The sequence below is a fragment of the Micromonospora globispora genome (genome assembly GCF_003857015.1).
Lineage (GTDB): Bacteria > Actinomycetota > Actinomycetes > Mycobacteriales > Micromonosporaceae > Micromonospora > Micromonospora globispora.
Genome location: NZ_QGGF01000586.1, coordinates 13,126 through 36,436 on the forward strand (window position 1 = coordinate 13,126; position 23,311 = coordinate 36,436).

Sequence of the window (23,311 nt, forward strand, 5' to 3'; positions counted from 1 at the left end):
TCAGCGTTCGGCGAGCAGGCGGTCGCGGACCTCGCGGCGCAGGACCTTGCCGATCTGCGAGCGGGGGAGGTCCGCCACCACCACGACCTGCCGGGGCACCTTGTAGCCGGCGAGGTGCTGCCGACAGCCGGCCCGGACGGCCTCCGGGTCGGTGCTGGCGTCGTCGTCCAGGACCACCGCCGCGACCACCTCCTCGCCGCCCCGTTCGCCAGGTAGACCGACCGCGGCGGCGTCGCGGACGCCGGGCACCCTGCGCAGCGCGTCCTCCACCTCGGAGGGGTAGACGTTGAAGCCGCCGGTGATGATCAGCTCCTTGATCCGGTCCACCACGGTGACGAAGCCGTCCGGATCCATCGTCACCACGTCGCCGGTGCGCAGCCAGCCGTCGGGCAGCAGCACCGCCGCCGTCTCCTCGGGCCGCTGCCAGTAGCCGGCGAACACCTGCGGGCCGCGCACCAGCAGCTCGCCCGCCTCGCCGGGGGCGCGATCCCGGGACGGGTCCTCCGGGTCGACGATCCGGATCTCGGTGGACGGGAAGGGCACCCCGACGGTGCCGGGCCGGCGGGCCGGGGAGACCGGGTTGCCGAGGGTGATCGGGGAGGTCTCGGTCATGCCGTACCCCTCGACGAGCAGGCCACCGGTGACCGACTCCCACAGCTCGACCGTCGCCGGAGGCAGCGCCATCGCGCCGGAGATGGCGTACCGGACGGAGGTCAGGTCGACGCCGCGCTTCCGGGCGGCGGTGGCGAGCCGCTCGTAGATCGGCGGCACGGCGGGCAGGAAGGTCGGGGGGCGGCGGCGGACCGCGTCGAGGACCTGGTCGAGGTCGAAGCGGGGGAAGAGCACCAGCGTGGCGCCGATGCTCACCGAGAAGGTCAGGCAGAGGGTGAGCCCGTACGCGTGGAACAGCGGCAGAACGGCGTACACCGTCTCCTCGCCGTCGCGTAGACCCGGCACCCACGCGCGGCCCTGGGCGGCGTTGGCGCGCAGGTTGCGGTGGCTGAGGATGGCGCCCTTCGGCGTGCCGGTGGTGCCGCCGGTGTACTGGAGCAGCGCGATGTCGTCCGCGGCGGGCGCGGGATGGTCGGCGGCGAGCGGGCCGGCGGCGTCGACCAGGTGCGCCCAGGAGAGTGCCCCGGGCGCCGGGGCGGTCATCGCCGCGCGGGCGGCGCGGGCCTTGGGGACGGGCAGCCGCAGCGCCCAGCGCTTGAGCCGGGGCAGGGCGCTGCTCAGGTCGACCGCGACCACCGTCTCGACCGACCCGCGCCCGCGGATCAGCGGGGCCACCTTGTCCCAGACCACGGCCACCCGGGCGGCGTGGTCGGTGAGCTGGTGCTCCAGCTCCTGCGCGGTGTAGAGCGGGTTGTGCTCGACCACCACCGCGCCGAGGCGCAGCACCGCGTAGAAGGCGACGACGTGCTGCGGGCAGTTCGGCAGGACCAGCGCCACCCGGTCGCCGCGCTGGACGCCGAGCCGGCGCAGCGCCTCGGCGGCGCGGGCGACCTGGGCGTCGAGTTCGGCGTACGTGGTGGTGGCGCCGAAGAAGTCGAGGGCGACCCGGGGGCCGAAGCGTCGGGCGGCGTCGGTCAGGAGGTCCACCAGCGACCCGGTCTGCTCGGCGATGGTGGCCGGTACGCCGGGGGCGTAGCTGCGCGTCCAGGGCCGGTCCGCGGTCGCGTCCATCGCCGTCTCTCCTCGCTGGTGGGCTGACACCCCCCCACCCTAACTTACCATTCGGTAACCTACGGTCCCGTAGGTCGGTGCCGGGCGACGTAGACGGTGTTCGCGGACTCCCGGCCCTGCAACGGATTGGGGAACCGGACGATGTGCGCCACCGAGGTCGGGAACACCTCGGTCAGCGTCCGCTGGAACGCCGGGTCGGGCGGATCGTTCGACCAGAGGGCGAAGACGCCCTCGTCGTGCAGGAGCGCGGCGAGCCGGCGCAGCCCGTCCACGGTGTAGAAGGCGGCGTGGCTGGGGTGCAGCACCTGGCGCGGTGAGTGGTCGACGTCGAGCAGCACCGCGTGGAACCGCCGCCCCGGCTGGTCCGGGTCGAACCCGGTGCCGTCGGCCACGGCGGCGAAGAAGTCGGCACGGACGAAACGGGTACGCGGGTCGGTGGCCAGCCCGTTGGTGAAGGGGAGCAGGTCTCGCCGGTGCCAGTCGATCACGTCCTCGATCGCCTCCACCACCACCAGCGAGCGGACCCGCGGGTCCTCCAACGCCGTCCGCGCGGTGTAACCGAGCCCGAGGCCGCCGACCACCACGTCGAGGGCGTCCCCGGTCAGCGGCGCCAGCCCGAGGCGGGCGAGTTCGATCTCCGCGACGGGGAAGAGGCTGGACATCAGGAACTCGTCGTCGAGCTTCACCTCGTACACGTCGACCTCGAGCGCCGGGTCGCGGCGCCGGCGTAGGCTGATCTCCCCGATCGGGGTCTCCCGCCAGGCCAGTTCTTCGAATCGAGCGCCCACGGGTGGTCCTCTCCGCCGGTTTCGAGACGGGATGTTACCGGCCCGTCGCGCCGCCACCCGGCGATCCGCCGGGGCTCCGGCTTTTTCCGCCGCGTCGGCATCCCCGGCCCCACCCCGGGTACGCGAGGTCGTTGCGGACGTCCCGCCCGGGGCGTCGGAGAGGGGGGCACGTGGTGGCGGAGATGATGGCCGCGCGGCTGCACGTGGGGGAGCGGGCGCTGCGGATGGAGTCGGTGCCGATACCCGAGCCGGGGCGTGGCCAGGTCCGGATCAGGGTGGCCGCGGCCGGGGTGTGTCTGTCGGACGTGCACCTGATCGACGGCACGCTCACGCCGCTGTACCTGCCCGGCGACGTGGTGACCCTCGGCCACGAGGTGGCCGGCGTGATCGACGCCGTCGGTGACAGCGTGGACGGCTGGCAGCCCGGCCAGCGGGTGCTGCTCCAGGCAGGGGAGCGCGACCGGCGCGGCACCGTGCTGACCAGAGGCGTCGACTACGACGGCGGCTGGGCCGAGTACGCGCTGGCCCGGGAGGACACCGTCGTGCTGATCCCCGACGCCATGCCGTTCGAGCACGCCTGCATCATCCCCGACGCGGTCTCCACCCCGTGGGCGGCGGTGATCGACACGGCGCGTACCCGGCCGGCGGAGGCGGTCGGGGTGTGGGGGGTCGGCGGCCTCGGCGCACATGCCGTGCAACTGCTCCTGCTGGTCGGCGCGGCACCGATCATCGCGGTGGATCCGCTGCCGGCGGCCCGGGACCGGGCGCTGACCCTCGGTGCCGACGTGGCCCTGGACCCCAGGGACGACAGCTTCCGGGACGCCCTGCTGGAGGCGACCAACGCCCGGGGTCTGGACGTCGCGTTCGACTTCGCCGGCGTCCCGTCCGCCCGCGAGCAGGCCCTGACCGTGCTCGGCCGGCACGGCCGGCTCGTGCTCACCGGCATCGCCAACCAGCCGGTCACCATCCCCTCGGACAGCCGGTTCAACTACAGCCGGCAGACCGTGCTCGGTCACTACGGCTCCGAGGCGGAACACGTCGATCAGTTGGTGGCGCTCGCCAACCAGGGCCGGCTCGACCTGACCGCGTCGATCAGTGACGTGCTGCCCCTTTCCGACGCGGAGGAGGCGGTGCGCCGGGTCCAGGACAAGCAGGGCAACCCGATTCGGCTCATCCTGCGCCCGTGAAGAGCGGGCATATTGTCCCTATTCGTTCCAGGGAGTGGTCATGCCCATCCTGCGGTTCTTCAACTCGCCCGTCGGCCGGGTCGTACGGATTGTCCTCGGACTGGTGCTCATCGGGATCGGCGCGTCGTTGGGCGGCTGGTGGTGGCTGCTGGCGATCGTGGGTCTGCTCCCGCTGGCCGCCGGCCTCTTCAACTTCTGCACTCTGGCACCCCTGTTCCACATGCCCCTTTCCGGCCGCCGCTTTGAGGAAGCCACCCGGGCCAGACAACGGGCATGACGGCTTCGGTGGCCCGGGTAGGTACCTGATGGCCTGGTGGACCATCACCCTGATCGGTGCTGGGGTGGGCTTCTTCGCCGGATTGTTCGGGGCTGGAGGTTCCGCGGCGGGCACGCCGCTCCTGCACATTGTGGGAGTGCCGGCATTCGTGGCGCTCGCCTCACCCCTTCCGGCGGCCGTGCCCGTCGCCCTCGTCTCCTCCGGCGCTTACTGGAAACGGGGCTTCCTGGATCGGCGCGTCCTCGTGTGGAGGGAGCATCTCCGTCGGGTTTCCGGCGACCGTTGCTGGAGCACTGCTCACCCCCCACGTGGGCGGGCGGCTGCTGGTTCGGATCATCGAAGTTGTGGTCGCTGCCGTCGGTGTGCGGCTGGCCCTGTTCCCGGACCGGGCGCGAGAGCGCGCAGAGCAGCTTCGAGCATTTCGGTTCCGGCTGGCCTCCGTCGCCGCTGTGGCGGGAGTCTTCTCCGGTCTGCTGGCCAACAGCGGAGGTTTCCTCCTCGCCCCGCTCTACCTGGTGGTCCTCCGCCTGCCGATCAAACGGGCGCTGGCGACCTCGCTGGCGGTCTCCGCCGCCCTGGCGTTGCCCGGCACGGTCACCCATTGGGCACTGGGTCACATCGACTGGCGGGTTGTCGCGGCATACACCGTGCTGGCTGTGCCCGCCGCCTACCTCGGCGCTCGCCTGGCCATCCGCTCCAAACCCGGCTGGCTCACCCGCATCTACGGGGTCGCCCTGCTCGCCTCGGGGCTTCTTCTCTTCGGCGCCTGATGATCTGTACCAAGTGCTGCCAGGCATCCTACGACTCCGCGAGGATCACCTTGGGCGGCCGGAGCCGTAGCGGCAGGGCACAAGGTCCTGTTGTCGGAGCCAAGTGGATCTACCACTCGTGCCGGGCACCGGTGTTGGCTGAACGAGCACCACATCGAGGGGAGCGATCCGATGGGCCAGCTAAACGTGCAGGCCGTGGGCGGGGACGCCGGGACGGTGGATGTCCGCTTCGTGGCGGGGGAATCCTATGAGTTCGCGGTACGGGGACACCAGATGCTGGTGGATCAGCCCTCCGAGGCGGGGGGTGACGACAAGGCACCGACGCCCACGGAATTGTTCGTCGCGTCGCTGGCCACCTGCGTTGCCTTCTACGCCGGCCGGTTCCTGACCCGGCACGGCTTGAGCCGCGACGGTCTGGGCGTCTCTGTCAGCTACCGGATGGCCGCTGACCGCCCGGCCCGGGTGGCCGAGGTCCGGCTCTCCCTTCGGGTGCCCAAGGATCTCCCAGTGGCGCGCAGGCCCGCATTGCTGGCCGTGGCCTCGCACTGCACCGTGCACAACACCCTGACCTCGCCGCCGACGGTCACCGTCGACCTGCTCTGACAGCGAGGCGCGTCGCAGGGAAAGGAGGTACGACGTGGGCGCAACCGGCGATGCGCCGGCGGCCAGCCGCAATGATCGGCTGCTGGCGCGGATCCGTGACGGCATCATCGGTGAGGGCGACGTGCTGGACTGCCCCTACGGGCCGCGGCGGATCACCTACGCCGACTACACCGCCTCCGGCCGGTCTCTCGATTTCGTCGAGGACGCGATCCGGGAGTGGGTGCTGCCCCGCTACGCCAACACCCACACCGAAAGTTCCGGCACGGGTCTGGCGACCGGACGGCTACGCGAGGATGCCCGGCAGATCATCCACGATGCGGTCGGCGGGACGGACGAGCATGTGGTGATCTTCTGCGGTTCGGGTGCCACCGCCGCCGTCAACAAGCTGATCGGAATCCTGGAGCTGCGGCTGCCCGACGGACCGTCGCGTCGCTACCGGCTCCTCGACCACATCCCCTCCGAGCAGCGGCCGGTGGTGTTCGTCGGTCCCTACGAACACCACTCCAACGAGCTGCCGTGGCGGGAGACGTACGCCGACGTGGTCGTCATCGGTGCGGACCCCGACGGGCACATCGACCAGGCGGAGCTCGCCGTGCAGCTGGCCCGTCACGCGGACCGGCCGCTGCGCATCGGTAGCTTCTCGGCGGCCTCCAACGTCACCGGCATCCTGTCCGACGCCGACGCGATCGCGGCGCTGCTGCACGCACACGGGGCGCTGTCGTTCTGGGACTACGCGGCGGCCGGCCCGTACGTGCCAATCCGGATGGGCGAGTCGAAGCCGGGGGCCGGGGACGGCAAGGACGCCGTGTTCCTGTCCCCGCACAAGTTCGTGGGCGGCCCGCAGACACCCGGCGTCCTGGTGGTGCGCCGGAAGCTCATCCGGAACCGGGTACCGACGGCCCCCGGCGGCGGCACAGTGGCGTTCGTCGACCCGGTCGGCCACCGCTATCTCGACGACCCCGTCGCGCGGGAGGAGGGCGGCACTCCGGCCATCGTCGAATCGATCCGAGCCGGACTGGTGTTCGCCCTCAAACAGGCCGTCGGCACCGATGTCATCCAGGCCCGTGAGGAGCGGCTGTGGTCGCGGGCGCTGCACCGCTGGTCCGACAACCCGACGATCGAGGTGCTGGGGAGCCCCGAGGCTCGTCGCCTGTCGATCGTGTCACTTCGGATCCGTTACGGGACCCGCTACCTGCACCACAACTTCGTCGTCGCGCTGCTCAACGACCTGTTCGGGATCCAGACCCGCGGCGGCTGCTCCTGCGCCGGACCGTACGGGCATCGCCTCCTCGAAATTGACCCGGAGCGCTCGCACGCGTTCCGGAACGAGATCGGCCTCGGCTGCGAGGGGATCAAGCCCGGCTGGACGCGGATCAACTTCAACTACTTCATCTCCGACACGGTTGCCGACTACCTCATCGACGCGGTCGACCTCGTCGCCCGGTACGGGCACCGGCTGCTGAGCGACTACCGCTTCGACCCCCGTACCGGGCTGTGGCGCCACTACCAAGGTCCTGCTCAGCCGCCGCTGCGCCTGGCAGACCTGAACTACCTGTTCGGCGGCGAATCGACGCGCCCTGGCCGGATGGAGAGGGCCGGCGAGGGCGCCCTGGCCGGCTACCTGCGGGAGGCGCGGGACATCTTCGGAGCCCGGGACGATCGCCTCGACGAGGGAGTCACGGGCCTACCGGATGACTTCGAAGTGCTGCGCTGGTTTCACCTGCCACCGGCGTGTCTTGCGCCGGTCGACCGGGCCCCGGCGGTCAGCGGCCAACCATAACGACCGGCCGGGTCGACCGCGCCGCACTTCGAAACGCCAGGGGCCGACGAGAAGCTACGGGAAAGCGGACCCGCAAATCCAGGCGATGTCGCCCTCCGGCGTACTCGGTGACGGAGCGACTGATTGGCGCTCAGCCTGTGAGTTCGAGGTCGCCCTGATGCCGGTCGCGATGCTCCCCTCCGGCTGGTGAACATAGCGTTCGCAAGCTTGTGAAGGTCGGGACCGTCGCCGGCGCCTGCTCCCGGCCTTCTGTGCGACTTGCCTGGCGGCGTCACACCGCGGGCCCGGGAGCGGCGCGGCGCCACACCTGCCCGGTACAGGGTGTGACAGGCGCCCAGGGGGGTATCTCGCCGGCCGGTTCCAGTTGATGGATGGGGGCATCGTGGCCACTGCCTCGCCCGACGAACTGCGCACGCAGCTGGTCGATGCGGTCCGGGAACTGTTCACGGCCGGGGTGATGTCCCACTCCGGCCACGCGAATGTCAGCGCGCGCGCTGACGGCGAGACGATGGTCATCAGCAACACCGGACGGGTCCGCCAGCTACGGCCCGACCAGTTCGCCGTCGTCCGGCTCGACGGCGAGGTGGTCGAGGGCGACATCACGCCCGAGAACATGGAGATCGTGTCCATGCACACCCGGGTCTACCGGACCCGTGGTGACATCGGAGCGATCATCCACACGCACTCCCCGGCTGTCACCGGCTTCGCGCTGGCGAACCGCCCTCTACCGTGCCGGTACGAGGCGCTGCTGAGATTCGGGCAGGCCGAGGACGTCCCGGTCGTCCCTTGGGCTCCGAGGGGCACCCCGGAGTCGCTGGAAGGCATCGTACGGACCCTGCAGTCGCACCCCCTTACCTCGGCAGTGATCCTCGCCAATCACGGCCTGCTCGCCTTCGGGGTCCGCCCGATGGACGCTGCCCAGCTCGTCGAGGCGCTGGAGGAGGCGGCCGGCGCCGAACTTGAGGCCACCGAGCTCGGCGGCGCGGTGGATTTCCCCGAAGGCGCGCTCGACGCCGTCCGCGCCGGCATGCGACGGGCCCTTTGACCCGTCCGGGGCGAGGGCCGCCCCGCACCACCCGTACCGGGTTGACCAGGTCTAAGGGGTGACGACCCGCGGTCGGACGTGTCCGGATTCCGTGCGACGTGGTGTCGTGGGCGTCCATGCCGAAGGGTGGATTGATCGCAGGTACTCACGGTCGCCGAGCAGTTCCAACCGGCGGCGGAGCACGGGATTGTCAGCCGACTGGCTGCGGTGGCGGGCGATGGCGACCGCCTGGAGTTCACGGCGCACGAAGAGCGTCGCGTCCAGTTCGGCCGGGTCGCGTCCGACAAAGGCCGTACCCAGTTCGGCGTTGAGCTGCTCCGCGACTGATCGGGGCACTGCCCAGGCCAGCACGGGCAGGCCGGCCGTGCCAGCGGCGAGGAGGGCGGCCCGGGTGGCGTGGTGGTGGTCAGGGTGGCCGGTAACCCCGCCGAGGTCGAAGACCAGCAGGTGGCTCGGGCGCTCCTCACCGATGAGTCGCAGGACGTGCGCGCCCAGCTCATCAAGGGGTATGCCGACCAGGTTGCCGTCGGGGTAGTCGTGCAGCTCGACCCGGGACAGGCCGAGTGCCGCCCCCGCTTCCGTCAGCTCCTGGGACCGGACCACTGCCAGCTCTCCTGGCCGACCGTGCAGGGTGGATGCCTCGCCGTGGGTGAAGCACAGGACGCTCGCCCGGGCGCCCTGGGAGATCAGCTCCGCCAACACGGCACCGAGGCCGAAGGACTCGTCGTCGGGGTGGGCGACCACGGCCAACACGCCGGTGACCTGCCACGGAAGTGTCGGCCGGGTGCGGGTGGTTGGGAGAGTCATGGCAGTCACCTCTTCGTCCCTACTATACCCCCCGGGGTATGCGTCGGCAGGTGTCATCATCACCTCCCACACCGCTACCGTCAGGAGCGTTCGGCGACCACCACCGTGTCCAGCGCGTCGACGGTACGGCCGTCCACGTTCACCGGCCGGGGTGCGGTCTCGGCCCGGCGGATCCGCAGTCCTGGCAGCCCCTTCACCACGGCCTCGGGGGTGAGCAGGATGTCGGGATTCTGCGGGCCGCCCGTCCCGCCGGAGAGGTTGGCGACGTCGTGGCCGACCACGAGGACCCGCCCGCCGGCCCGCACCGCGTCCCGGGCACGGGAGAGCACGGTGGCAATGTCGGTGGCGGGAAGGTGCAGGTACGCGATCAGCACGAGGTCGAAGCCGTCGGCCGGCGGCGTGTACTCGGTGACGTCAGCGACCTGCCAGTCGACGGTGACGTTCCGCTGGCGGGCCAGTTCACGTCCCCGCTCGATCGCCACGGGGGAAAAGTCGACCGCGGTCACCTCCCAACCCTGCTGGGCCAGCCACACCGCGTTACGCCCCTCGCCAGCGGCCAGGTCGATGGCTCTGCCGGGGGACAAGTTGGACACCTCCTCCACCACGAAGCGGTTCGGTTCCGCGGTCCACACGAGTTCCGGGGCGCTCGCGTACCGCTCGTCCCAGGCCCTGCTGTCCATGGTCGTGCTCCTCTCGAGGGGCGAAAGAGTGTTCCCGACGGACTCCTCATCCTCGCGTCAGCGATGGAGAACGCGGGGTCGGGCGGGCGGAGCGAGCATCCGCCGTACCCGCTCGACCGCGCCCGTCCCCGCACCGAGAGCGTGCCGGGGAGTGCGGTCCGCGAGCTGGACGATGGCGGTGGCGACAGCATGCCGCCCGTGGCGCTCGCTCGCGCGGTCGTCGGCCAGGTGCTCCACCAGTCGCCGGATCTCCTCCTCGGCCGTGTCTGCCATCGGCAGTCCCGGCAGAGCGCGGTGGAACGCGACGGCGAGTGCGACGAGGAGATGGTGTCGGCCGCGGAGGTGAGCCCGCTCGTGCCGGAGTACGCGAACTCCTGATCGGTGAGGGCGTCGATCGCGGCGCTGGTGACGACGACCTGTCCCGGGCGGCCGGGCAGGCAGTAGACCACGGGTGTGGCGTGGTCGACGAGTGTCCAACCGTCGTTGACGTCGTGCCGGGCGAGGGGCAGCAGCGCGGCGAGGTGGCGGCGGCGCCAGCGGCGCGCGCCGGTGACCGTGACGACAAGACTGATCACCAGGCGGGCGGCGAGGACCGCGGTGGCGACCAGCGCGATCAGGGCGAGCGTCGCGTTCGGGGCGCCGAGGCTTGCCAGCGCCTGTCCGCAGGCCGCGACGATGCCCGCCAGACCAGTGGAGAGTGCGTCCGGCGGTACGGCGACGAGCAGTCCGGCGGTGAGGACGGCGACGGTGATGGAGAGTTCCGCGCCGACCCAGAGCCCGATCGTGAGCCGCGGGAGGGACGTCATCCACGGTGCGGTGAGGACGGGGCGGGCGAGGGCCACCACCGCGGCCGCCCAGCCGAGCAGCACCAGGCTGGTCACGAGGAGTCCCTCCCGCGCTGGTCCAACAGCTCGCGCAGGGCGGCCGCCTCGGCGGGAGTCATGGCGTCGACGAACCGGGCCAGTGCGGCGTGCTGGTCCGCTGCCGAGGAGAGCGCCTCGGCCATGAGCTGGCCGACGTGTTCCTCCCGGCTGGCCGTTGGGCGGTAGCGGTAGGCGCGGCGGGCCAGGTCGCGCTCCGCCCAGCCCTTGCGATGCAGGTTATCCAGGACCGTCATCACCGTGGTGTAGGCGAGGTCGCGGTCCGCCATGGCGTCGACCATCTGCCGGACGGTGAGCGGACCTGGCGCTTCCCACAACGCGTTCATCACCGCGGTTTCCAGCGGGCCCAGTGGCCGGTCGCCGCCGGAGTCCTTTCGTCCTGGCCTGGTCACGGGGCGACCTTACCGCCGGCCGCGGCCGGCTCCGGCGCTGCGGGGACCGGGCACGCGCGGTCGCCGAGCAGTCGGCGCCGCAACGCCCAGGCGAGCAGCACGACCGAGGCGACGGCGATTGCCGGCTGCGCGCGGGCGAACCAGTTCATCGCGCCGCTGTACCCGAGCGCGATCAGGACGATCTTGTTGCAGACGGGGCAGCCGACGGCGAACAGCGAAAGGGTCGCCCCGGTCACGCCGGTCCGCGATTCCCTGCGCCCTGCCGCCTTGTCGCCGCCTTCGGTTTCGGGCGCGATGTAGGTCGCCAGGAGCAGTCCGGACAGCACGGCGGTCACCAGCAGCACCGGCCACGCCCACCAGGTGACGGCCATGTCGCGGCTGAAGTAGGGGGTGTCGATCAGGTCGGTCGGGACGGCGATCACGACCACCGTCGCTGCGGTACCGGCGACTGCCGCCACCCACCTCCTCGCGGCCCAACCGGCAAGGCCCGACGCGACGCTCACGGCGGGGGCGGTGACGCCCACGGCGGAGGCCGTGGAGGGCCGGGCACGACGCCACCGGAGCACCAGGACGCCCAGTGCGCCCAGCGCGACGGCGAGCAGGAGCACTACGTGCGACACACCGCCGACGGTTGTCGTCACCCATTCCTGGGCGGCGCCCTCGACGTCGGTCAGGCCGAAGCCGCCGGCCAGTCCCGCTGTGCCGTCGAAGGCCAGGAAGAGCACCCCGAGGGCGACAAAGAGCAGGCCGGAGATGGTCGACGTCGTGTGCAGGTCGAACCGGCCGACGGTGAACTGTCGGCCGCGCAGCCAGCTCCGCTGGCCGACGCGCCACCGGACCCAGACCAGGGCGAGCAGCAGCAGGGGCGCCGTCATGCCCAGGGCGTAGACGGCGAGGAGGGCGCCGCTGGCCGCCGGCTGCGCTGACGCGGCGGCGACGGTGAGGATCCCGCCCAGGATCGGGCCGGAGCAGAAGCCGGCGAGCCCGTAGACCGCGCCGAGCGCGAACACCGACAGCGGGGAGTCCCCGGTGATGCGTCCCATCAACCGCTGGGCCGGTCCGAAGGCGAACCCCTTGCCGGCCAGTTGCATGACGCCCAGTGCGATGATCGACCAGCCCGCGACCAGGATCAGGGTGTCGCGGTGCTGGAAGAACGCCCCGGCCACGACGGAGGACCCGGCTCCGAGGGGTACGAGGACCGCCGCGAGACCGAGGTAGAAGACGCCGGTGCGGGCGAGGAGCTGGCGCGGGTTCTGGAAGGCGTACGCGAAGAAGGCGGGCAGCAGCATCGCGCTGCACGGGCTGAGCAGGGCGAGCGCCCCGCCCAACAGGGCGGCGAGGTAACCCATGTCGCTCACTTCGCGTCCAGCTGCTTGTCGATGGCCTGCTTGAAGGCCTCGTACGGCTGGGCTCCGATGATGGGTGTGTTGCCGACGATGAACGCCGGGGTGCCGGTGATGCCCATCGAGGTCGCTTCCTGCTGGTCCCGGTCGATTGCGTCGCGGGTGACGGCGGACGCCCGGTCCGCGTCGAACGGGCCAGGTCCAGGCCGATGCGCGCAGCGATGTCACGCAGGGCGGCGTCGTTCAGGGCTCCGCTGTTCACCCGGCGCTCCTTGGCGTACAGGGCGTTGTGGAACTCCCAGAACTTCCCCTGGCTGGCGGCGGCCCGCGCGGCTGTGGCGGCGGCCCGGGACTCCGCGCCGAGGTAGGGCAGGTCACGCCATTCGACGCGGACGAGTCCCTTGTCGACATACTCCCGGATCAGCCTGGGTTCGGTCTCCCGGGCGTACTTACGTACTTACCGCAGAACGGGCACTGGAAGTCGGCGTACTCGATGATCACGACGGGGGCATCTGGTTTCCCGAGTGCGACCGGATCGCCGGGTGTGCGCCGGGCCAGACCGGTGAAGGACTTCTCCTCCTGCCCACCGGCGGTTCCCCCAGCGGCGGTCTCGGCAGCGGGGGCGGACGGCTTGTCGGCGGGCCGGGCGACGATCGCGAGGACGGCGACGATCGCGATGACCACAACCGGACCGAGCCAGCCAGCCAGCCGGCGCATCTGGGGGGCACTCGTGCGCGATGGCTTGATCGGGCGTTGCATGTCTCCTCCAGCTGGTCCACACCTACTAATAGACCTAGTACTAGGGAGCTTAGTACTAGGCTGCCTAGTAGATAAATGAGGGGCGCCCGGACCTGCCGGACGCCCCTCGTGGTCGTGCTCAGTGGCGGGAGGAGGATCCCACCGGCGCGGGGCTGACCGCCTCGCTCTGCGGTTCCGGCTTCCTCCGGCCACGCAGCACGGTCATCGCCACGGCGATCGCGGCGGCAACACCGACGCCGATCCAGAGCAGCGGGTTCGTCCGCAGCTCCCCTGGCAACTGCTGGGCGAGGACGAAGACGCCCATCACCACGACGAACCAGCCGAACGCCTTGCGAAGCAGGTCGGCGGGAATCCGTCCGGCGAGCCGGCCACCGGCGAAGCTGCCGACGATGGCGGCCGCGGTGACCGCGGCGGCCAGGCCCCAGTTGATGTGCACGCTGGAGAGGTAGCCGGCCAGGCCGGCGAACGACTTCATCGCGATGACCACCAGCGAGGTGCCGACCGCGACCGGCATCGGCAGGCCGCCGAGCAGGGCCAGGGCGGGCACCACCAGGAAGCCGCCGCCTGCGCCGACCAGGCCGGTGACCAGGCCGACGACCACGCCGTCGATGATCACCCGGAACACCGGCAGTTCGTGCGGCACGGGCTTGCCCTCGGCGGAGCGACGGCCGCGGATCATCGCGATCGCGGTGGCGAGCATCATCACCGCGAACCCGGTGAGCAGGAACCCGGCCGGGATGAACTCGGCCAGCCGACCGCCGGCGTACGCGCCGGTCATGCCGGCGAAGCCGAAGATCAGACCGGTACGCCAGCGGACCCGTCCCGCCCTGGCGTGCGGCAGCACCCCGACCGCGCTGGTGGCGCCGACGACGAGCAGGGAGGTGGCGATCGCCTCCTTGGCCGGCAGGCCGGCCACGTAGACCAGCAGCGGTACGGCGAGGATGGAACCGCCGCCGCCGAGCAGGCCCAGGCTGACGCCGATCAGGACGGCCAGTCCGATGGTCAGGGCCAGGGTCGCGGTCATGCCCGCCCCCCGGTGCTCTCTCGCAGCTGACCGACGATGGTGTCCAGGTCGCAGCTGGCGCCCCGGTTGTACGGCAGCTTGCCCAGCATCATGCCCATCGCACAGGTGTTGGTCACCGCGGCGAAGGTGAGGCCGGCGCCGATGAACCCGGCGACCCACTTCAGACCCGGCACGAACACCGAGCCCAGGACGCTGGCCAGCACGATGGAACCGGCGACCAGGCGGACCTGACGCTCCAGGTCCCAGCGCTGCTTGCCCTGCCGGATCGGCGCGTTCGCCGCCTGCCAGGCGAGCATGCCGCCGTTCAGGACCTTGAGGTTCGGCAGTCCGACCCCGGCCAGGGCCTGCTCGGCCTGGGTGGCACGGGCGCCGGAGCGGCAGATCAGCACCACGTCCTCGTCGAGGTGGTTGCGCAGCTCCTCGCGGTGCTCTTTGAGCAGATCCAGCGGCACGTTGTAGGCGCCGGGGATGTGGGAGGTCTCGAACTCGGCCGGGGTGCGCACGTCGAGCAGACGGGGGGCCCGTCCGGCGTCGATCAGCTCCCGCAGGCTGGTGGCATCCACGGTGGCCGTGCGGGTGGTCTCGGAAGTGCTCATTTCTCCTCGTTCTGGGACGAACCGCCGGGTCTGGCGGCAAGGTGGGGCCGGCCGGCGCGCAGTCGCGCCGGCCGGATTCCGGTACGGGTCAGGCGTTGTCGGCCATGGCGACGCCCGCCGCCTCGGCCTGGTCGAACTTGTCGTCGATGACGACCACCTCGCGGCCGGCGTTGGCCAGCAGCGATGCCCCGGCGGTGGCGCGGTAGCCGGAGCCGCAGTGCACCCAGACGGTGCCGGGCGGTACGTCGGCCAGCCGCTTGGGCAGATCCGGCAGCGGGACGTGGACGGCGCCCTCGATGTGGCCGCTGCGCCACTCGTTGGTCATCCGCACGTCGAGGACCACGTCCGGGTCCGGCAGGCCGGCAGGGGTGTTGCCAGCGCGGGCCGCCGCGAGGGCCCGGAAGTCCGCCATCCGCATCTCCCCGAGCTGTCCGGGCTCGGTCGCCCACTGCTCGGCCTCGCCGGTGGCCTGCGCGGCCGGCCGGTCGATGCCGATCCGGACCAGCTCGCGCTGGGCGTCGGCGACCTGCTCCGGCGTCTCGGCGAGCAGGGTGATCGGCACACCCCAGTCGATCAGCCAGCCCAGCCAGGTCGACATCGGACCGTCCAGCCCGAGGCTGACTGTGCCGGCCAGGTGCGAGGCGGCGTACGCCTTGCGGTTGCGCAGGTCCACGACCCACTGGCCGTCCGCGATCCGTTCGCGCAGCTGCGCCGCGTCCGCTCGGATCACCGGGGTGAGGTCGACCGGGGCCGGACCGGCGAAGTTCGCCACGCCCATGTGGGCGTAGTACGCCGGGTAGGCGTCGAGACCGGCCAGGGTCTGGGTCACGAACTCGTCGGCGGCGAGCCGCAGCACCTCGTTCGCCTGCTTCTCCCGGCCGATGGTCGAGTCGGGGGCGTCGGCCTGGCTGGCTGAGCAGAAGCTGCCGAAGCCATGCGTCGGCCACACCTGGGCCCCGTCGGGGAGCAGGTCGGCCAGCCGCTTCGCCGAGGCGTGCTGGTGGTGGGCCAGCTCGTGGGCGTGCTCCTTGCCGAGCAGGTCGGTGCGTCCGGTCGTGCCGAACAGCAGCGACCCACCGGTGAAGACGTCCGCCGGCTGCCAGCCGCCGTCAGTGGCCTCGTCGAGGACGTACGACAGGTGGTGGAAGGTGTGACCCGGCGTGGCGATCACCCGCAGACGCAGGGCGTCCGAGACGGGCACCACGTCGCCGTCGGAGACCGGCATGCGGTCGAAGCCGACCTCGTCGGCCGCGGCCACCAGGTAGTGGGCGCCGGTCACCCGGGCGAGTTCCAGGCCGCCGGAGACGTAGTCGTTGTGGATGTGCGTCTCGACCACGTGGGTGATTCGCACGCCCTTCTTCCCGGCGAGGTACAGGACCCGGTCGATGTCGCGCTGCGGGTCGACCACGATCGCCACCTGCCCGTTGGAGGCCAGGTAGCTGCGGTCGCCGAGCGAGGACGTCGCGATGACGGACACCTCTACTGCCATTGCGGTTCTCCCTTCCCAATTCTCCACATACCCGGGGGGGTATGTAGGAGGCAGAATTCTGCGTGGTTCAGGTACGCGGGATGACTACCCGCCCACGCCGCGGCTACGCGGCGTGGGCCAGGTCATCTCCTGCTCAGGCCAGAGCCAGGAAGAGCTTCTCCAGCTCCTCCTCGGTCATCTCCGGCGCCTCGCCCCGGTCGCGGGCGGCGTTGCAGTGCCGCATCCCCGAGGCGATGATCTTGTAGCCCGCGCGGTCGATCGCCTTCGACACCGCGGCCAGCTGGGTCAGCGCCTCGCGGCAGTCCTGACCGCTCTCCATCATCTCGATGACCGCGTTGAGCTGCCCCCGCGCTCGCTTGAGCCGGGTCAGCGCCTCGCTGGTCATTTCGGGTCGAAGCTTCACCGCACTACCTCCCACGCAGAAAGATACCCCAGGGGGTACGGGCCTCGCCACTGGATACCCCCACCGGTATCCTCAACCGGGAGGGTCGCCCGGGGATTCCCCCGGCCGTCCGAGGATGTGCCCCCGGCGACCACCCTTCTCACCTCCGGGAGGTTCCATGGCTCCGGTACGGCATCACCAGGTGGTCATCGTCGGCGGTGGCACCGCGGGGATCAGCGTCGCCGCGCGGCTGCGCAGGGCGGGGGTCCACGACATGGCCCTGATCGAGCCCGCCGAGCAGCACTACTACCAGCCGCTCTGGACGCTCGTGGGCGGCGGCCTGGCCACCGCGTCGGAAACCGCGCGGCCGGAACGAAAGCTCATCCCGAAGGGGGTGACGTGGATCCGGGACCGGGCGGACGGCGTCGATCCGGACAATCGCCGCGTCTCGCTCGGCAGCGGCGAGACCGTGGGATACGACCAGCTCGTCATGGCGCCGGGGCTCCAGCTCGACTTCGGCGCGGTGCCCGGCCTGGCCGAGTCGGTGGGCCGGCGCGGGGTGTCCAGCAACTACCGGTACGACCTGGCCCCGCTCACCTGGGACTTCATCCGGGCGGTACGTGGCGGCACGGCGATCTTCACCATGCCGGCCGGGCCGATCAAGTGCGGCGGTGCGCCGCAGAAGATCGCCTACCTGGCGGCCGACTGGTGGCGCCGGCAGGGCCTGCTGGACGGGATCCGGATCATCCTGGTGCTGCCGACGGCGACCATCTTCAGCCAGCCGGACTGGGCGAAGGTCCTCGGCCGGGTCGCCGCCGACTACGGCATCGAGGTGCGCTACGAGTCGCAGCTCGTCGAGGTCGACGGGGACAGCCGGCAGGCGGTCATCCTCGACAACGCCTCGGGCACCAAGGAGACCGTCGACTACGAGCTGCTGCACGCCGTACCGCCGCAGAGCGCGCCGGACTGGCTGAAGGGCAGCGCGCTGGCCGACCCGGAGAGCCCGTTCGGCTACCTGGCGGTCGACCGGTACACGCTGCAGAGCCCCCGCTGGCCGGAGGTCTTCGCGCTCGGGGACGTGGCCAACCTGCCAACCTCGAAGACCGGCGCGGCCATCCGCAAGCAGGCGCCGGTCGTGGCGACCAACCTGCTCGCGGCGCGTCGCGGGGAGCCGCTGCCGGCCCGCTACGACGGCTACACCTCCTGCCCGCTGGTCACCGCCCGCAACCGGATGCTGCTCGCCGAGTTCGACTACCAGCTCAAGCCGACGCCCAGCTTCCCGCTGATCGACACGATGAAGCCGCGCTACGACATGTGGCTGCTCAAGCGGTACGGGCTGCCGGCGATGTACTGGCACGGGATGCTCCGCGGACTGGCCTGAGCGGGCATCTCCGAACATCCAGAGCCGGCCCCGTGGGACCGGCATCATCTCAACTGAGGGGAGCAAACGCATGAGCTACGCGATGACCGTCCGCCTGTCCGCCGGGTTCAGCCCGACCGTCGAACGGGTCCGGGCGGCGCTGAAGGACCAGGGCTTCGGGGTGCTGACCGAGATCGACATGCGGTTGACGCTCCGCGAGAAGCTCGGGGTCGACATGGAGGAGTACGTCATCCTCGGCGCCTGCAACCCGCCCCTGGCGCATCGCGCCGTGCAGGCGGACAAGGCCATCGGTCTGCTCCTGCCGTGCAACGTCGTGGTCCGCGCCGAGGGGCCGGACACCACGGTGGTGCAGGCCATGGACCCGCAGGTGATGGTGCAGCTCAGCGACGCGCCCGAACTGCGGGCCGTCGCCGACGAAGCCGCGGCCCGGCTGCGGGTGGCGCTGGACGCGTTGGGGGCCTGACGCCCGGCAGGGGTGCGGGCGTCTGCCCGCACCCCTTGCGCGTCCCGGCTCAGCGGCCGGCGGCCGCCAGCTTCGTCCGTACCTCGTCCATGTCGAGGTCACGGACGGCCTGGATCACCTGCTCCAGGGCAGCGGCCGGCAGCGCGCCCGGCTGGGAGAAGACCAGGATCCCGTCGCGGAAGGCCATCAGCGTCGGGATGGACCGGATCTGGGCCGCCGCGGCGAGACTCTGCTCCGCCTCGGTGTCCACCTTGCCGAACACGATGTCCGGGTGCTTCTCGCTGGCCTTCTCGAAGACCGGCGCGAAGCTGCGGCAGGGGCCGCACCAGCTGGCCCAGAAGTCGACCAGCACGATTCCGTCCCGGCTGACGGTCTCCTCGAAGTTGGTCGCGGTCAGCGCCACGCTCGCCATGTCCCACCTCCGTGTCTCGACAGGCGTTCTACGGCGGTGACAACATACCCGCGGGGGTATCTATTCCCGGCGCTCCGACTGCGCCCTCTCGGTGCCGGTGGCGGGATGTCGTCCCGCTTCCCGTGGGTTACAGTCGACGTCCATACCCCGGGGGGTATGACCGAGCCTGAGGAGAAGAGATGCGAGAGGTGAACCTGGCGGACTTCGCCGCCGCGCACGCCGATGGTGCCGCGGTGGTCGATGTCCGGGAGTCGTTCGAGTACGTCGAGGGCCACGTGCCCGGCGCGCGCCTGGTGCCGCTGGCCCAGCTGCCCACGGTGGTGGCGGATCTTCCCCGGAACCGCCCGGTGTACGTCATCTGCGCCAGCGGCAACCGCAGCCTGGCCGCCGCGCAGTTCCTGGCCCGCGCCGGCGTCGACGCCCGCTCGGTCAGCGGTGGCACCGGCGGGTGGGCCCGCAGCGGCCGTCCCGTCGTGACGGGGCCGGACGCATGAAGCTCGGCGGAATGCTGAAGAGGATCTTCGGCGTGCACTACACCTCCGTCGGGCCTGAACAGGCGGCCGCCCTGGTGGCTGGCGGAGGGGTGCTGCTGGACGTGCGGGAGCCGGCCGAATGGCGGGCCGGTCACGCGCCCCGGGCGCGGCACATCCCGCTCGGCCAGCTGGCGGAGCGGATCGGTGAGTTGCCGGCGGACCGACCGGTGGTCACCGTGTGCCGCTCGGGAGCGCGTTCGCGGCAGGCCGCCGCGCTGCTGGCCCGCGAGCGGGACCAGGTCCACAACCTGGCCGGCGGCATGCGGGCCTGGGTCGGCGCCGGGTTGGCGCTGCAGGTGAAGGGCGGCCGGCCGGGTCGGTTGATCTGACCCGGCCGTGTCCCGTGGCGACGGTCACGGGAGGACGGGACCTTCGGCCCGGAATATACCCCCGGGGGTATACGCTATCGTGAGTACATCGCCGGTCATCACTGCGAAGGAGTTCAGCACGATGTTGTTCACCCAGTACTACCTGGACTGCCTGTCCCAGGCCTCGTACCTCATCGGTGACGAGACCACCGGGCGGGCGGTGCTCATCGACCCGCGCCGGGACATCGACGAGTACCTGACCGACGCGCGGGCCCACGGCCTGACCATCGAAGGGGTGATCAACACCCACTTCCACGCCGACTTCCTCGCCGGGCACCTCGAGGTGGCCGCGGCGACCGGCGCGTGGATCGGCTACGGCCACCGCGCCGAGACCGAGTACCCCAGCCGCAAGCTGCACGACGGTGAGCGGATCAGCCTTGGCGACGTGACGCTGGAGATCATGGAGACCCCGGGCCACACCCCGGAGTCCATCAGCATCCTGGTCTACGAGCGCGCCGACGACGCGGTGCCGTACGGGGTCATGACCGGCGACGCGCTGTTCATCGGCGACGTCGGCCGGCCCGACCTGCTCGCCTCGCTCGGCGTGACCGCCGACGAGCTGGGCCAGATGCTCTACGACAGCGTCCAGCGCAAGCTCATGGGCCTGCCCGACGAGGTGCGGGTCTTCCCCGCCCACGGTGCCGGCTCGGCCTGCGGCAAGAACCTCTCCACCGAGCGGCAGTCCACCATCGGTGAGCAGCGCCGCACCAACTACGCCTGCGCCTCGATGAGCGAGGAGCAGTTCGTGGCCCTGGTCACCGGCGGTCAGCCGTCGGCGCCCGGCTACTTCGCCTTCGACGCCGTGCTCAACCGCAAGGCCCGCGAGCTGTTCGACCACAGCAAGGCCCTGCGCCCGCTCGACGCCGCCGAGTTCACCCAGGCCCGCGCCGAGGGCGCGGCGGTGATCGACGCCCGCGACCCGCAGGAGTTCGCGGCGGGGCACGTGCGGGGTGCGATCAACATCCCGGCCGACGGCCGGTTCGCCGAGACCGCCGGCAGCGTGGTCGCGCCGGACCGCAAGGTGCTCGTGGTGGCGCCGCAGGACCGGGAGGAGGAGATCGTCGTACGCCTCGCCCGGATCGGCTTCGACCAGGTCGTCGGGTACCTGCGCGAGCCCGAGGGTGCCTTCCTGGAGATGGTCGCCGACATGGCGCGGGCCAGCCGGGTCACCGCCACCGAACTGCGCGAGGCGCTGGACACGCCCCAGCCGCCGGTGGTGCTGGACGTGCGCAACGCCGGTGAGCGGGAGCAGGGTGCAGTCGACGGCTCGCTGCACATCCCGCTCGCCGAGCTGACGCGACGGGTCGACGAGGTTCCGACCGACCGGCCGGTCGTGGTGCACTGCGCCGGCGGCTACCGCTCGTCGGTCGCGGCCAGCCTGCTCCGCAACGCGGGTCGGCCGGACGTCTCCGACCTGCTCGGCGGGTACGGCGCGTGGCAGACGCTGCACGCGGCGGTCTGACCGGAACAAACGAGACGGGCAGGTGACCGAGGAAGCCTCGGTCACCTGCCCGTCCATGGGAGAAAGGTGAGGGATGACGAAGAAGGATGTGGAGATGACAGCGACCCCCGTCGGGCCGAGGCTGGGCCTGCGGGCGAACGCCGCCCAGTTCCTCCTCCTCGTGGTGGTCAACGCGTTGGTGGGTGGCCTGCTCGGCACCGAGCGCACCGTCCTGCCGCTGCTCGGGCAGCGGGAGTTCCACCTGACCGCGTACTCCGCCGCCCTCACCTACATCATCGCCTTCGGCGCCACCAAGGCGGTGACCAACTTCTTCGCCGGCACCCTCTCCGACCGGTACGGGCGCAAGCCGGTGCTGCTGGCCGGCTGGCTGGTGGCGATCCCCGTACCGCTGATGCTCATCTGGGCGCCGACCTGGGGCTGGGTGGTCGCGGCCAACGTCCTGCTCGGCGTGAACCAGGGGCTGGCCTGGTCCACCACGGTGATCATGAAGATCGACCTCGTCGGGCCACGTCGGCGCGGCCTCGCAATGGGGCTGAACGAGGCCGCCGGGTACCTTGCGGTGGCCGCGACGGCGCTGGCGACCGGGGCGTTGGCCGCGCACTACGGGCTGCGGCCCGCGCCGTTCCTGCTGGGCGCCGCCTACGTGGCGGTGGGCCTCGGCCTGTCGTCGCTCCTGGTGCGCGAGACGCGGGGGCACGCCCACCACGAAGCGGCCACCCACCAGGTCGTCGACGGCGCTCACCAGGGCGATCTCACCACCCGGCAGGTCTTCACCCTGGTCAGCTGGCGGGAACCGGCGCTGAGCTCGGCCAGCCAGGCCGGCCTGGTGAACAACCTCAACGACGGCCTCGCCTGGGGCCTGTTTCCCGTGCTCTTCGCCGCCGCGGGACTCTCCCTGCCCCGGATCGGGGTGCTGGCGGCCCTCTATCCCGCGTTCTGGGGCCTGGGTCAGATCATCACCGGTCCGCTCTCGGACCGGTTCGGACGCAAACCCTTCATCGTGGTGGGGATGCTGACCCAGGCCGTCGCGCTCGGGCTGATCGCCGGCGCGCGCAGCTTCGGCTTGTGGGCGGCGGCCGCGGTCCTGCTCGGTGCCGGCACCGCGATGGTCTATCCCACCCTGCTCGCGGCGATCGGCGACGTCGCGCACCCCGTGTGGCGGGCCCGGGCGGTCGGCATCTACCGGCTCTGGCGCGACGGTGGCTTCGCGGTCGGCGCGCTGCTGGCCGGCTTCCTGGCGGACGTCATCGGCATCCGGGGCGCCACCTGGGTGGTGGCGGCCCTCACCGCCGCATCCGGCCTGCTCGTCGCCGGGCGTATGTACGAGACGCACCGGGGCGCCCGCCGGCGTGCGGTTGACCGGCCGGTCGGATCCGTCTGAGGTCATCCGGTGCCGGGCGACCGGTGCCACGGAGGGTCCACAAAGGATCGACGGAGCGCTTATCCTGTGCCCCGACGATCCACCGGAAGGACCCCGATGCCGTCGCGGCAGGACCAGCTCCACTCGTACCAGTTCACCGTGCAGCGGGCGGTCGCCGCGCTGGTCATGCGGGAGACCGACCCGGCGCAGTCGCCGTTTCGCCGACTGGCCGGCGCGGGCCTGGCCAGCGTGCTGGTCGCGGTCATCGGGCTGGGCGGCTTCGCCCTCTACGGCCTCTTCTCCGGCGGGGGCACCGACTGGCGCGACTCCGGGGCGGTGATTGTGGAGAAGGAGTCCGGCGCGCGGTTCGTTTACCGGGAGCAGCAGCTCCATCCGGTGCTCAACTACGCCTCGGCGCTGCTCATCATCGGCGCGGAGCGGCCGAAGACGGTGCTGGTTTCCCGGCGCTCGATCGAGGGGGTGCCGCGCGGCCTGCCACTGGGGATCGCCGACGCGCCGGACTCGCTACCCGCCCCGGGACGGCTCTCGACCGCACCGTGGACGGTCTGCTCGGACGTGCCGACCGAGCCGGGGGGCGCCGAGCCGCGTTCGGCGCTGCTCATCGGTCAGGACGCCACCGGCGGCCGGGCCCTCGGCGACCAGGGGGTGCTGCTGCGGCACCCGGACGGTACCCTGCACCTGCTCTGGCACCAGCGTCGTCACCTGCTCCGGGACACCGACCGGGTGCTGGCGGCGCTGGCCGCCACCCGGGAGCGCGCCGTGCCGGTGGCGTCGGCCCTGCTCAACACGGTGCCGGCCGGCGCGGACCTGGCCCCGCCGCCCGTC

At 71.6% G+C, this 23,311-nt stretch carries 27 protein-coding genes and 1 pseudogene; 14 read left to right on the forward strand and 14 right to left on the reverse strand.

What is annotated here, in order from left to right; translation table 11 throughout:
- Together DKL51_RS29505 and DKL51_RS29510 are read right to left on the reverse strand one after the other, a co-directional pair.
- Positions 1-1,683 carry a long-chain-fatty-acid--CoA ligase gene (locus DKL51_RS29505; protein WP_109946240.1) on the reverse strand — a complete coding sequence of 561 codons (1,683 nt, stop codon included), beginning with the start codon at positions 1,681-1,683 and terminating at the stop codon, positions 1-3.
- A 59-nt stretch (positions 1,684-1,742) separates the two neighbouring features.
- Positions 1,743-2,471: a polyamine aminopropyltransferase gene (locus DKL51_RS29510; protein WP_109946241.1), complete on the reverse strand. Its 729-nt coding sequence runs from the start codon at positions 2,469-2,471 to the stop codon at positions 1,743-1,745.
- A gap of 170 nt (positions 2,472-2,641) precedes the next feature.
- On the opposite strand from DKL51_RS29510, the gene DKL51_RS29515 reads away from it, so the two are divergent.
- The 6 genes from DKL51_RS29515 to DKL51_RS29540 all read left to right on the forward strand — a co-directional run bounded on the left by DKL51_RS29515 (position 2,642) and on the right by DKL51_RS29540 (position 8,133).
- Positions 2,642-3,658: a zinc-binding dehydrogenase gene (locus DKL51_RS29515; protein ID WP_243420815.1), complete on the forward strand. Its 1,017-nt coding sequence runs from the start codon at positions 2,642-2,644 to the stop codon at positions 3,656-3,658.
- Positions 3,659-3,698: 40 nt separating this feature from the next.
- A complete protein-coding gene (locus DKL51_RS29520) occupies positions 3,699-3,935 on the forward strand; it encodes a YgaP family membrane protein (RefSeq protein ID WP_109946242.1) in 237 nt (78 codons plus the stop codon).
- 56 nt (positions 3,936-3,991) lie between these two features.
- Complete coding sequence (locus DKL51_RS29525) at positions 3,992-4,705, forward strand: sulfite exporter TauE/SafE family protein (RefSeq protein WP_123827072.1); 714 nt, start codon at positions 3,992-3,994, stop codon at positions 4,703-4,705.
- A 171-nt stretch (positions 4,706-4,876) separates the two neighbouring features.
- A complete protein-coding gene (locus DKL51_RS29530) occupies positions 4,877-5,308 on the forward strand; it encodes an OsmC family protein (protein ID WP_109946244.1) in 432 nt (143 codons plus the stop codon).
- Between the two features lie 34 nt (positions 5,309-5,342).
- Positions 5,343-7,088: an aminotransferase class V-fold PLP-dependent enzyme gene (locus DKL51_RS29535; RefSeq protein WP_124812826.1), complete on the forward strand. Its 1,746-nt coding sequence runs from the start codon at positions 5,343-5,345 to the stop codon at positions 7,086-7,088.
- Between the two features lie 382 nt (positions 7,089-7,470).
- Positions 7,471-8,133 carry a class II aldolase/adducin family protein gene (locus DKL51_RS29540; RefSeq protein ID WP_207783944.1) on the forward strand — a complete coding sequence of 221 codons (663 nt, stop codon included), beginning with the start codon at positions 7,471-7,473 and terminating at the stop codon, positions 8,131-8,133.
- 51 nt (positions 8,134-8,184) lie between these two features.
- Here DKL51_RS29540 and DKL51_RS29545 read toward each other — a convergent pair whose 3' ends face one another.
- Entirely contained in the window at positions 8,185-8,940 is a 756-nt protein-coding gene (locus tag DKL51_RS29545) for a PIG-L deacetylase family protein (RefSeq protein WP_109965688.1), read from the reverse strand.
- Between the two features lie 80 nt (positions 8,941-9,020).
- Entirely contained in the window at positions 9,021-9,620 is a 600-nt protein-coding gene (locus DKL51_RS29550; protein ID WP_109946247.1) for a class I SAM-dependent methyltransferase, read from the reverse strand.
- Between the two features lie 63 nt (positions 9,621-9,683).
- Here DKL51_RS29550 and DKL51_RS29555 point away from each other — a divergent pair, with 63 nt between their 5' ends.
- Entirely contained in the window at positions 9,684-9,998 is a 315-nt protein-coding gene (locus tag DKL51_RS29555; protein WP_109946248.1) for a hypothetical protein, read from the forward strand.
- Positions 9,999-10,497: 499 nt separating this feature from the next.
- Here DKL51_RS29555 and DKL51_RS29560 read toward each other — a convergent pair whose 3' ends face one another.
- From DKL51_RS29560 to DKL51_RS29590, 9 genes and pseudogenes are all read right to left on the reverse strand, one after another.
- Positions 10,498-10,893 carry a BlaI/MecI/CopY family transcriptional regulator gene (locus DKL51_RS29560; protein WP_109946249.1) on the reverse strand — a complete coding sequence of 132 codons (396 nt, stop codon included), beginning with the start codon at positions 10,891-10,893 and terminating at the stop codon, positions 10,498-10,500.
- Positions 10,890-12,242, reverse strand: a complete 1,353-nt coding sequence (locus DKL51_RS35915; RefSeq protein WP_260428709.1) for a cytochrome c biogenesis CcdA family protein — start codon at positions 12,240-12,242, stop codon at positions 10,890-10,892. The genes DKL51_RS29560 and DKL51_RS35915 overlap by 4 nt, the downstream gene beginning before the upstream one ends.
- Positions 12,243-12,247: 5 nt before the next feature.
- Entirely contained in the window at positions 12,248-12,388 is a 141-nt protein-coding gene (locus tag DKL51_RS35920; RefSeq protein WP_207783949.1) for a DsbA family protein, read from the reverse strand.
- A gap of 143 nt (positions 12,389-12,531) precedes the next feature.
- Positions 12,532-12,660, reverse strand: a pseudogene (locus DKL51_RS37325) (DsbA family protein); the annotation flags it as partial.
- Entirely contained in the window at positions 12,657-12,953 is a 297-nt protein-coding gene (locus DKL51_RS35930; RefSeq protein ID WP_207783946.1) for a thioredoxin domain-containing protein, read from the reverse strand. The pseudogene DKL51_RS37325 and the gene DKL51_RS35930, both read right to left, overlap by 4 nt.
- Before the next feature lie 160 nt (positions 12,954-13,113).
- Positions 13,114-14,019, reverse strand: a complete 906-nt coding sequence (locus tag DKL51_RS29575) for a sulfite exporter TauE/SafE family protein (protein ID WP_109946250.1) — start codon at positions 14,017-14,019, stop codon at positions 13,114-13,116.
- Positions 14,016-14,615, reverse strand: a complete 600-nt coding sequence (locus tag DKL51_RS29580) for a rhodanese-like domain-containing protein (protein WP_109946251.1) — start codon at positions 14,613-14,615, stop codon at positions 14,016-14,018. Before DKL51_RS29580 ends, DKL51_RS29575 begins: the two co-directional genes overlap by 4 nt.
- 88 nt (positions 14,616-14,703) lie before the next feature.
- Entirely contained in the window at positions 14,704-16,104 is a 1,401-nt protein-coding gene (locus DKL51_RS29585) for an MBL fold metallo-hydrolase (RefSeq protein WP_109946252.1), read from the reverse strand.
- Positions 16,105-16,237: 133 nt separating this feature from the next.
- Positions 16,238-16,507, reverse strand: coding sequence for a metal-sensitive transcriptional regulator (locus DKL51_RS29590; RefSeq protein WP_109946253.1), 270 nt, complete (start codon positions 16,505-16,507; stop codon positions 16,238-16,240).
- Between the two features lie 157 nt (positions 16,508-16,664).
- Here DKL51_RS29590 and DKL51_RS29595 point away from each other — a divergent pair, with 157 nt between their 5' ends.
- Both DKL51_RS29595 and DKL51_RS29600 read left to right on the forward strand, forming a co-directional pair.
- Positions 16,665-17,867, forward strand: a complete 1,203-nt coding sequence (locus DKL51_RS29595) for an NAD(P)/FAD-dependent oxidoreductase (RefSeq protein WP_109946254.1) — start codon at positions 16,665-16,667, stop codon at positions 17,865-17,867.
- Between the two features lie 70 nt (positions 17,868-17,937).
- On the forward strand, positions 17,938-18,330 hold the full coding sequence (locus DKL51_RS29600; protein WP_109946255.1) for a DUF302 domain-containing protein: 393 nt from the start codon (positions 17,938-17,940) through the stop codon (positions 18,328-18,330).
- A 49-nt stretch (positions 18,331-18,379) separates the two neighbouring features.
- Here the strand turns inward: DKL51_RS29600 and trxA are convergent, their stop codons facing one another.
- Entirely contained in the window at positions 18,380-18,742 is a 363-nt protein-coding gene (trxA, locus tag DKL51_RS29605) for a thioredoxin (RefSeq protein WP_109946256.1), read from the reverse strand.
- A 179-nt stretch (positions 18,743-18,921) separates the two neighbouring features.
- Here trxA and DKL51_RS29610 point away from each other — a divergent pair, with 179 nt between their 5' ends.
- The 5 genes from DKL51_RS29610 to eccB form a co-directional block, all read left to right on the forward strand.
- Complete coding sequence (locus DKL51_RS29610) at positions 18,922-19,236, forward strand: rhodanese-like domain-containing protein (protein ID WP_109946257.1); 315 nt, start codon at positions 18,922-18,924, stop codon at positions 19,234-19,236.
- Positions 19,237-19,247: 11 nt separating this feature from the next.
- Complete coding sequence (locus tag DKL51_RS29615; RefSeq protein WP_109946267.1) at positions 19,248-19,604, forward strand: rhodanese-like domain-containing protein; 357 nt, start codon at positions 19,248-19,250, stop codon at positions 19,602-19,604.
- Between the two features lie 121 nt (positions 19,605-19,725).
- The gene (locus DKL51_RS29620) at positions 19,726-21,105 is read left to right on the forward strand and encodes a rhodanese-like domain-containing protein (protein ID WP_109946258.1); all 1,380 of its coding nucleotides are present in this window, start codon (positions 19,726-19,728) and stop codon (positions 21,103-21,105) included.
- Between the two features lie 94 nt (positions 21,106-21,199).
- Positions 21,200-22,486: an MFS transporter gene (locus DKL51_RS29625; RefSeq protein WP_109946268.1), complete on the forward strand. Its 1,287-nt coding sequence runs from the start codon at positions 21,200-21,202 to the stop codon at positions 22,484-22,486.
- Between the two features lie 96 nt (positions 22,487-22,582).
- Positions 22,583-23,311, forward strand: a 729-nt coding sequence (eccB, locus tag DKL51_RS29630; RefSeq protein WP_124812828.1) for a type VII secretion protein EccB, incomplete at its 3' end; no start/stop codon positions are given.